This is a genomic window from Raoultella sp., assembly GCF_039594335.1.
Classification (GTDB): domain Bacteria; phylum Pseudomonadota; class Gammaproteobacteria; order Enterobacterales; family Enterobacteriaceae; genus Klebsiella.
The window spans coordinates 1-9070 of the sequence record NZ_JBCNNS010000146.1 but is presented as its reverse complement, the minus strand read 5'-3'; the positions used below and the strand labels follow the sequence as shown (position 1 = coordinate 9070).

Annotated in this window: 10 protein-coding genes and 1 tRNA gene; 5 read left to right on the top strand and 6 right to left on the bottom strand. The window is 51.2% G+C overall.

The window, feature by feature from the left end:
• The coding region (locus ACZAHD_RS19190; protein WP_462458192.1) for a DUF808 family protein at positions 1 to 710 on the bottom strand (710 nt) is incomplete at its 3' end.
• Between the two features lie 229 nt (positions 711 to 939).
• Between ACZAHD_RS19190 and yedA the strand changes: the two genes are divergently transcribed.
• Complete coding sequence (yedA, locus tag ACZAHD_RS19185) at positions 940 to 1851, top strand: drug/metabolite exporter YedA (protein ID WP_462458191.1); 912 nt, start codon at positions 940 to 942, stop codon at positions 1849 to 1851.
• On the opposite strand, the gene ACZAHD_RS19180 is transcribed toward yedA, so the two are convergent.
• Genes ACZAHD_RS19180 through drpB form a run of 4 tightly spaced genes read right to left on the bottom strand, consistent with a single transcriptional unit; the run spans position 1826 to position 4810 of the window.
• Positions 1826 to 2326, bottom strand: coding sequence for a very short patch repair endonuclease (locus ACZAHD_RS19180; RefSeq protein WP_462458190.1), 501 nt, complete (start codon positions 2324 to 2326; stop codon positions 1826 to 1828). The genes yedA and ACZAHD_RS19180 overlap by 26 nt on opposite strands.
• Entirely contained in the window at positions 2301 to 3734 is a 1434-nt protein-coding gene (locus ACZAHD_RS19175; protein ID WP_462458189.1) for a DNA cytosine methyltransferase, read from the bottom strand. Before ACZAHD_RS19175 ends, ACZAHD_RS19180 begins: the two co-directional genes overlap by 26 nt.
• A 56-nt stretch (positions 3735 to 3790) precedes the next feature.
• Positions 3791 to 4486: a phosphohydrolase gene (locus ACZAHD_RS19170; protein WP_462458188.1), complete on the bottom strand. Its 696-nt coding sequence runs from the start codon at positions 4484 to 4486 to the stop codon at positions 3791 to 3793.
• Between the two features lie 42 nt (positions 4487 to 4528).
• Positions 4529 to 4810: a cell division protein DrpB gene (drpB, locus tag ACZAHD_RS19165; RefSeq protein ID WP_462458187.1), complete on the bottom strand. Its 282-nt coding sequence runs from the start codon at positions 4808 to 4810 to the stop codon at positions 4529 to 4531.
• Positions 4811 to 5394: 584 nt separating this feature from the next.
• Here drpB and ompF point away from each other — a divergent pair.
• From ompF to ACZAHD_RS19150, 3 genes are all read left to right on the top strand, one after another.
• Positions 5395 to 6456 (top strand): porin OmpF, encoded by a 1062-nt coding sequence (ompF, locus tag ACZAHD_RS19160; RefSeq protein WP_462458193.1) that lies wholly within the window; start codon positions 5395 to 5397, stop codon positions 6454 to 6456.
• 544 nt (positions 6457 to 7000) lie between these two features.
• Positions 7001 to 7336: an anti-adapter protein IraP gene (iraP, locus tag ACZAHD_RS19155; protein WP_462458186.1), complete on the top strand. Its 336-nt coding sequence runs from the start codon at positions 7001 to 7003 to the stop codon at positions 7334 to 7336.
• 42 nt (positions 7337 to 7378) lie between these two features.
• Positions 7379 to 7711 carry a site-specific integrase gene (locus ACZAHD_RS19150; protein WP_462458185.1) on the top strand — a complete coding sequence of 111 codons (333 nt, stop codon included), beginning with the start codon at positions 7379 to 7381 and terminating at the stop codon, positions 7709 to 7711.
• 310 nt (positions 7712 to 8021) lie between these two features.
• Here ACZAHD_RS19150 and ACZAHD_RS19145 read toward each other — a convergent pair.
• Positions 8022 to 8111 (bottom strand) — tRNA-Ser (locus tag ACZAHD_RS19145).
• Positions 8112 to 8198: 87 nt separating this feature from the next.
• Here ACZAHD_RS19145 and mtfA point away from each other — a divergent pair.
• Positions 8199 to 8999 carry a DgsA anti-repressor MtfA gene (mtfA, locus tag ACZAHD_RS19140; protein WP_462458184.1) on the top strand — a complete coding sequence of 267 codons (801 nt, stop codon included), beginning with the start codon at positions 8199 to 8201 and terminating at the stop codon, positions 8997 to 8999.
• Positions 9000 to 9070 lie beyond the last annotated feature (71 nt).

The window sequence follows — 9070 nt, the reverse complement described above, 5'->3', positions numbered from 1 at the left end:
GCCAGTGTCCCGACGATAGAGAGTAGCTTCATCAGGCGTGGCGCAACCGCCAGTAGTCCGTTGCCGACCCAACGCGCCAACGCGCTGCTTTTCTTCACCAGCCAGTACCCCATATCATCCAGCTTCACGATAATGCCCACCAAACCGTATACGCCAACAGTCACCAGAATGGCAATCCCGGAGAGAATCAGAATCTGATTGAGCAGCGGCGCATCGGCCACGATACCCAACGTAATGGCCACAATTTCAGCAGACAGAATAAAGTCAGTGCGTACCGCCCCTTTCACTTTATCGCGTTCAAATGCCAGCGGATCTCGCTCCGCCAGCGCTTCCAGACGCTGCTGACGGGCCTGTGGATCTTCCTTGTGTTTGCGCGCCTGCAGGCTGTGCAACACTTTCTCAACGCCTTCATAGCACAGGAATGCACCGCCCAGCATCAGCAATGGCGTAATCGCCCAGGGAATAAACGCGCTGATCAGCAAAGCCAGCGGCACTAAAATCACTTTATTGACGAACGATCCCTTTGCCACGCCCCAGACAACGGGGAGCTCGCGATTAGCGCGAACGCCCGTCACCTGCTGGGCATTGAGCGAGAGATCGTCTCCCAGTACGCCGGCCGTTTTTTTCGCTGCCAGTTTCCCCATCACGGAAATATCGTCAAGCAAAGTGGCGATATCATCCAACAGTGTTAAAAGACTACTTCCTGCCAAAATTGTATTCCTTCATTTATTGAGGATTAACACCCTGGCGCTCCGGCCTTAGCCTGAACGCGTAGCGACCATGTCCGTATAAGTATGAGGTAAAAGTGCTTTTTCGCCCAGAGATGCACAGAGTCAATATAATTTTAACAATTACCGATCAATTAAAGCGCTCGCCAGCGCAGTAGTTTTCACGTTTACTATATGTCTCCTTTCTATCTCTGTACCGTCGTGAGGACGTATGTCTACCCGCCAGCTTCTGCCCCTTATCGGAGCCCTGTTTGCGCTTTATATCATCTGGGGATCGACCTATTTTGCCATTGCCATTGGCGTTGCCAGCTGGCCCCCATTGATGATGGCCAGTATCCGTTTTCTCTCCGCCGGCGCGCTACTGCTCACTTATCTGCTGGCAACCGGCCACTCGCTTCCACCGCTCAGACCGCTGCTCAATGCCGCGCTGATCGGGATCCTCCTGCTGGCCGTCGGAAATGGTTTTGTCACCCTGGCCGAGCACCAGCATGTGCCTTCAGGCATTGCGGCGGTTATGGTGGCGACGGTACCGCTCTTCACGCTTTGCTTTAGCCGTTTTTTTGGTATTACCACTCGCAAGATTGAGTGGCTGGGCATTGCTATCGGTCTGGCGGGCATTGTTCTGCTTAACAGCGGCGGAAATCTGAGCGGCAATCCCTGGGGGGCGCTGTTGATCCTGATCGGTTCAATGAGCTGGGCATTTGGTTCCGTTTACGGTTCACGAATTGAGCTACCGACAGGCATGATGGCTGGCGCGATTGAAATGCTCGCCGCGGGAATAGTCCTGGCAGTCGCCTCCTGGCTGACCGGCGAAACGCTGAGCCAAATGCCATCGTGGTCCAGTATTTTTGCCGTTGCCTATCTGGCGATTTTTGGCTCTCTTATCGCCATTAACGCCTACATGTATTTAATTCGTAACGTCACTCCCGCCGTTGCCACCAGCTACGCTTACGTCAATCCCGTGGTGGCGGTACTGCTGGGGACCGGATTTGCCGGAGAGAACCTCTCGTCCATCGAGTGGCTGGCGCTGGGCATCATTATTTTTGCCGTTGTGCTGGTCACCTTGGGGAAATACCTGTTCTCCACCCAGGCTGAAGTTACGCCTTGCGAGGTGGAGAAGTAAGCTCTGGCTCACCAATACCCTGCGTGTCGATCTGCGCGCGGTAACCACCGCCGCAGATCCACTCTTCCAGGCGCTCAGTCAGCGCCTCATCGCTGAGCTTCCGTCGTCCGCGCAGCGCGCATTCCCAGACGATCAGCACCCGCCATCCTAGCGCTTGTAAGCGCATGATATCACGACTATCGCGCGTGACGTTCTTGCCGATTTTATCCAGCCAGAATTCGGTACGCGTCGCGGGGACTTTAAACAGATAGCAGCGATGGTGATGCCAGAAACAACCGTGAGTAAAAATAACGCAGTGGTACTCTGCCACGACAAAATCCGGACGCCCTGGCAGCGTCGCATCCTGAACAGTAAACGTGAACCCGGCTTGAGTGAGCAGCGCGGCAAGCCGCTTTTCGATCGCCGTATCACGCTGGCCAATCGCCCGCATGTTTTTACTGCGCGTGGCTTTATCGTGGACGTCCACCGTCTTCATCCTCGGATTTTCGCTGCTCCACGGCCTGCGCGATTCGCGGCGCAAGTAATTTCGCGACAGCCGCAAACACCGGCACCACGACTGAATTACCGAACTGGCGATAGGCCTGGGTATCGGAAACCGGAATGCGGAAGCGATAGCCCTGCGGGCTTTCAAACCCCATCAACCGCGCACATTCGCGCGGCGTCAGCCGACGCGGGCGACGAAGCTGATTTTGCGCATCGTCGAAGTGCTGCTCGCCCAACAGCCGGTCCCAGCCGCGATCGACCAGAATTTCGGCGCCATCTTTGTAGTAGCGCGCGGATAGCGTGCGTGCCACGCTCTGAGGATTGCACGGATCAACCAGGCCGTAACCAAACCCATTGCCCAGCGCCTGATGTTTCCGCGCATAGTGATACAGATACTTCCACAGCACCGGCGTCAGAATAAATTTAGCATCCACCGTCGGTTCCAGCAGATCGCCAAAGGTCGGACGGGCGGTCGGATAAAACGTTGAAATATCGCGCAGGGTAAAACCATGGTGCAGTTGGAGATCGCGACGAAAACCCACCAGCACAATACGTTCGCGGTGCTGGGGTAAGAAATGACGCCCATCGATCACTTTCGGATCGTCGACCCCGTGGTGGTCAGCATCAGAGACCTCATAACCCAGCTCATCCAGCGTCTGCATGATAATGCGGAATGTCCGTCCTTTATCATGGCTTTTCAGGTTTTTAACGTTCTCCAGTACGAAGATGGCAGGCCTACGGGCGGCAATAATTCTGACCACATCAAAGAACAGCGTGCCCTGGGTTTCACAGGCGAAACCGTGGGCCCGGCCAAGCGCATTTTTCTTCGATACCCCGGCGAGCGAAAAAGGCTGGCAAGGAAAGCCCGCCAGAAGAACATCGTGTGGAGGAACCGTCTCGCGAATATGCTGCGCGGCGTCTTCATCACCCACATCCGGGCGATGGCTGAGGGTTATATCACGGATGTCTTCATTAAAACGGTGCTGATTCGGATCACAATACCAGTTGGCTTTGTAGGTTCGCACCGCGTGCTTATTCCATTCACTGGTGAAAACGCATTGTCCACCAATCGCCTCAAAGCCGCTGCGAATCCCGCCGATTCCCGCAAAGAGATCGACGAAGCGGAAAACATAATGGGGATGATGGGCCGGCGGTGGCGGCAGTAACGTTGTCAGACGGGCATACTCGTTGGCCGTAATACGATCAGTTGCCCGTTCAACCGTCGCCACGCGTTTTAATATTGCCGGACTCCAGTGACGATCGCCAACGGCCAGCAGAAATGCCACCAGCGTTTTCACATCGTATATTGTCATCAGCTGGCGCAACAGCGCCTGAGCCTCTTCTCCGGTATGTTCCGGAGGCGACAACAGGCTTTTTTCCTTCAATAAATTTTGCGACATACCCTCAACCAGCCCGGACAATTTTGCAGAGATTACCATAAATAATGCGGGCAGTTTCAGACCAGTGGCTCAAAGCGCCTTAAAACCGCGTCATCCACCGACAGCGTGTCGCCGCGAAGCTCAGCGCTAAGCTTGGCCATAAATTGCACGAGAAAGCGCGCATTATGTACCGCCATCGCTTTGCCTTTGTCCGTTTGCATCGTGTCGGGTAAACGCAACAACTTGCACTGGAAATGGTCCAGCGCATATTTTTGGTCATCCAGTTTACGCCTGTCAGCAAAGGGATCTTCAGCATCAAACAAGAGGTTGTTTAGCGCCCCGGACACCGCGAAGACTCGGGCCAGACCAATTGCGCCAAGTGCCTCCAGCCGATCGGCGTCCTGGACAATTTTCGCCTCTGTGCTTTGGGGGGGAATACCGGCACTGAAACTGTGCGCCTCAATCGCATGATAAACGGCAGGATAGCGGTCGCGCGGAAAATCAGGGAATGACGACTGGAGAATACCCAGCGTTTTTTCTGCCGCCATCACCGAGGAGCGGCTGCGCTCGGGATGGTTTTTCGGCAGGCTTACAATGTCATGAAAATAACAGGCGGTCAGAATGACCAGACGATCAACCTGACTGTCCTCAGCCAACCTCTGCGCAGTCCCCCACACGCGGCGGAAGTGCGAAAGGTCGTGGGCGGAGTCGCCCTGGGTGAGATGTCCCACAAGCCAGGCTTCAAATCGTTGCTGCCAGTCAAGTTGTTCCATACGCGTTCCTTTGAGAGAAGGCCAGCGTTGAGCATAGCAACTTTAATCGCGTTGTTCATGCATCCTGGGATCGGGGCGGGTATACCAGGCTATCGCCCCCAGGATAGCGCCCACAAGGCTCAGCACAAGGAACCCGAGCAGCGCACCAAGCCACTTCCCTGACGTTGAGCCCAGATCACCGTCGATTGTCGCTCCGGGGACACTTTCAATTTTGCCAACGACCCACCAGTAGCGCACCATTGCCCACAGAAAGTAACCACAAAAGGCATAAAAGACCCACAGGGCAAGTTTCCCACCCGGGCTTCGTTTCGCTTTCTGCTCCATTAACGCTTCTCCTTTAACTGACAACGAAACCGCGGCACCTCGCAAAAAAGTGACGCACGTCACATTATACTGTGAAAAAGATAACGAAACAGCACCTTCCTCCCCTGAACAACCGCTTTTAACTGTCACGAGATCCTGAGGTTTACTCGCCAGCATCACAAAATCTATTTTTCATTAGGGTAAAACCGCGGCAGATAATAATGACATGCTGCCTGGAATATATTTTCCTATCGTCATCAGCCGTATCAATTCGAACGCCCCCCAGAATAACGCATTACCCATGAGTTAAATAACCCACCCAAATAATTAAAATGGAACCCATAATTTACAAGCATTAAATCAATGCCGCCAATACATCAATTAAAACACCTAATGCATTGTTATCGAAAACAATAATAAATAAAAATACATCATTTCAAAATGATAGATTTTTAATATAAAAACGCACAAAGAAACATTATGAAATTCTTGGTATAATTTATTTACATTTTTAATTTAAAAAAAACTGAACCTTACCGATAGTATAAATTTGCATTCAGCAATACTCATCTCCATTCATATTAATGATGATTAAAAGGAAATATATAATGAAAAGAAAAACACTGGCACTTCTGGTTCCGGCATTATTGATAGCTGGCGCCCCTCACGCAGCGGAAATCTACAACAAAGGCGGCAACAAGCTCGATCTGTACGGAAAAACCGCAGGTCTGCATTATTTCTCTGATGACAAAGGTAATGATGGCGACAAAACCTATGCCCGTCTGGGTTTTAAAGGGGAAACCCAGATCACCGACCAACTGACCGGCTACGGGCGGTGGGAATATAACTTTCAGGGTAATAACACTGAAGGTAGTGACGCTCAGACCGGAAACAAAACCCGTCTGGCCTACGCGGGTCTGAAATTCGGCGATGCAGGCTCCTTCGACTACGGGCGTAACTACGGCCTGGTTTATGACGCCATCGGCGTAACCGATATGCTGCCAGAGTTTGGCGGCGACACCAGCTCCAGCGATAACTTCTTCTCTGGTCGAACAGGTGGACTGGCGACCTACCGTAACAACAACTTCTTCGGTCTGGTCGACGGTCTGAGCTTCGGCGTACAGTACCTGGGTAAAAACGAGCACGCAAATGATCCGTCCCGTGCTAACGGTGATGGCTGGGCAACCTCTCTGGGCTATGAATTTGATGGTTTCGGCGTTGTCGGCGCTTACGGCGCAGCAGACCGTACCGATGGACAGCAGGCGCTGGCACGCGGCAAAGGCAATAAAGCTGAGCAGTGGGCAACCGGTCTGAAATACGATGCGAACAATATCTACCTGGCAGCCCTGTACGGCGAAACCCGCAATGCGACCCGCATTACTGGCGGCTTTGCCAACAAAACTCAGGACTTCTCCGTCGTTGCACAATATCAGTTCGATTTCGGCCTGCGTCCGTCCATCGCTTACTACAAATCTAAAGCGAAAAATATTGAAAGCGGCCTTGGTGATGAAGATTACATCAACTACATCGATGTCGGTGCAACCTACTACTTCAACAAAAACATGTCCACTTATGTTGACTATCAAATCAACCAGATTGATAGCGACAACAAGCTGGGTGTGAACTCCGATAACACCGTCGCCGTAGGTATCGTTTACCAGTTCTAATCAGTACCCTCCTTCGTGATATGCCTGAAAAGCAGGACTTCGGTCCTGCTTTTCTCTCTTTCCCCCTCCCCCGAAGGGGAAGGTTTTACGCGGGCGATAAAATGCGGGACATCACGCAAAGGGATCTCATCGATAATATTGACGCGCGTTAAGAGTTCCCCGCAACAAATCATCTTGATGGCAGGGCGCAAAACCGGGGGGGTCACTGGTCAGAGGTCCCCATCACTATCGGGGCGCAGAACAGTCAGCATCTCTGCCAGCAGAAACGGCCATTCTGCTCATATATCCTTATTTTCTCTGCACGAGACGCTTTATCTCTGACAATCCGAGGGACAGTGACCTGCTCCCGATTGATTAACACATGCCAATGTTAGTCCTACATCCCAGTTGACCATGACCCCCTTTCCTGATTCATCAACCAATATATGAGCATCTTCTGTTCGTCAATGATGGGAAACCACAACAAAAGCCGTTTCTGGATCCACTAAATAATCCTCGCCCAAAAATTATTAAGAGGGTAATCTCGCAAAAAACAGGGGGCATTATGAAAAACTTGATACTCAGTGTGATCGCTAAAATTTCCCAAATGGACGCCGAAGCTAAACAGCTTGCGGCCAAAGTAGAAGCTCAGTCTCTACTCTTAGGCGCATTACTACTGACCATTGGTAAAAATGGCGGTATGAATGAAATGCTTGAGAATGTCAGGAAAGCCATCAATGCAGCACTTGAAGCAGCCGACACACCACTGAAATCCGACGCTGAAATATTATTAAATGAATTCAATAATCTGATCTTGTTAACTCAGCTACTCGAAACCAACGATTCAGAAATCGACATCGAATCATTAAAGGAAGTCCCGGGAGCATCCGCCTCAGAATGAATCTCCCCTTCAAAGCTGGAGTTAAATCTCCAGCTTCTATTTATGCCCCCACCAGGCACTCTCTTAGCCGATGCCATCAGTTTTGAACACAATATGAACCAAAGGGCCGGTGCCCAGCCTGTCAGCGAATGTCTTTACCACAATGCCAAAGGCGATCTTTGCGCTGCATGGGTTTCAGATGTTCTTAAAATGAACTGGAATCAGATTATTGATAAAGGCATTTTCATCCAACAAGGTAAGACTGGTATTGAACAGATCAAAACCTGGACTGAGCGCCTCAATGCGGCTGTTGATATTTGCAGAGAATGGGGACAGGATGGCCTTATTATCAGGACAATGTATGGAGCTCGTTATTCATACAATGGGGTTCAATGAAGCATGGAGAAAAGCCAGAAACGGTGCTTCTGAAGAACCAGGTGGCCACTTGATTGCACCGTCCATGCTCTAATCTCTGACTATGAAGACTCAGGCAGAGACAAGCAAAAATTCAGTGGCCATCAGTCAGAATCACAGGTACTTGTTTACGACAGGAAAGTTAAAATCAGCCCGAGTTTGGACAAGAAAATGAGATGATTCTTTGGCGTCAGAGTATGCTTCGGCGCTAAAATTTTTCTCAGTGGATTTTCTCAATTTTTCTCATCGGGATATTGGTCACTGAAAAGGATTGCTGTAAGTGATTGAATAGTGGCGGAGAGAGGGGGATTTGAACCCCCGGTAGAGTTGCCCCTACTCCGGTTTTCGAGACCGGTCCGTTCAGCCGCTCCGGCATCTCTCCGTTGAGGTTGCTATAATGCCAGGTTCTTTGGCACTTTAATAGTTCCTGTCTCTTTAATTATGTTCAAGTGACGACTTTGCGAGCAAAATGATGTTTAAATGGCCCTGGAAAGTAGATGAAGAGTCCGGCAACGCCGAAATACCCTGGGAACACGCGCTTGCCATTCCTGTTTTAGCCAATCTTTCTGCACAAGAACGGCAGGAACTGGTGCAGATGGCGGCACGTTTTCTGCAACAAAAACGTCTGGTCACTCTGCAAGGGCTTGAACTCACTCCGCTGCAAAACGCCCGCATTGCGATGTTGTTCTGTTTGCCGGTTCTTGCACTCGGCACTGAGTGGCTGGATGGCTTCCATGAGGTGCTAATCTACCCTGCCCCATTTGTGGTTGATGATGAATGGGAAGACGATATTGGACTGGTCCACAATCAACGGGTCGTACAATCCGGCCAGAGCTGGCAACAAGGCCCCATCATCCTGAACTGGCTGGATATTCAGGATTCTTTCGATGCATCTGGTTTCAACCTTATCGTGCACGAAGTTGCGCATAAGCTGGATACCCGCAATGGCGATCGCGCCAGCGGCGTGCCGTTGATTCCGTTACGCGAAGTCGCCGGCTGGGAGCATGATCTCCACGCGGCGATGAATAACATTCAGGATGAGATCGATCTGGTTGGGGAGAGCGCCGCCAGCATTGACGCTTATGCAGCGACCGACCCGGCCGAGTGTTTTGCCGTATTATCTGAATATTTCTTTAGCGCACCGGAGCTGTTTGCCCCGCGCTTTCCGGCACTTTGGCAACGTTTTTGCCATTTCTATCGCCAGGACCCGTTACAAAGATTACGTGAGAATGGCCAGCTGGATACCGACGAAGGGCACATTGTGCACTAAAACAACGAGTTGGATTAAATTTAGCCATTTGAATCAGTGGGTTAATTTTAGTGTTGACACAAAAATGCCAG

Coding starts and splice junctions, on each gene's coding strand:
- yedA (WP_462458191.1), top strand. CDS start 940: ATGTCTACCCGCCAGCTTCTGCCCCTTATCGGAGCCCTGTTTGCGCTT.
- ACZAHD_RS19180 (WP_462458190.1), bottom strand. CDS start 2,326: ATGAAGACGGTGGACGTCCACGATAAAGCCACGCGCAGTAAAAACATG.
- ACZAHD_RS19175 (WP_462458189.1), bottom strand. CDS start 3,734: ATGTCGCAAAATTTATTGAAGGAAAAAAGCCTGTTGTCGCCTCCGGAA.
- ACZAHD_RS19170 (WP_462458188.1), bottom strand. CDS start 4,486: ATGGAACAACTTGACTGGCAGCAACGATTTGAAGCCTGGCTTGTGGGA.
- drpB (WP_462458187.1), bottom strand. CDS start 4,810: ATGGAGCAGAAAGCGAAACGAAGCCCGGGTGGGAAACTTGCCCTGTGG.
- iraP (WP_462458186.1), top strand. CDS start 7,001: ATGAAAAACTTGATACTCAGTGTGATCGCTAAAATTTCCCAAATGGAC.
- ACZAHD_RS19150 (WP_462458185.1), top strand. CDS start 7,379: ATGCCCCCACCAGGCACTCTCTTAGCCGATGCCATCAGTTTTGAACAC.
- mtfA (WP_462458184.1), top strand. CDS start 8,199: ATGATGTTTAAATGGCCCTGGAAAGTAGATGAAGAGTCCGGCAACGCC.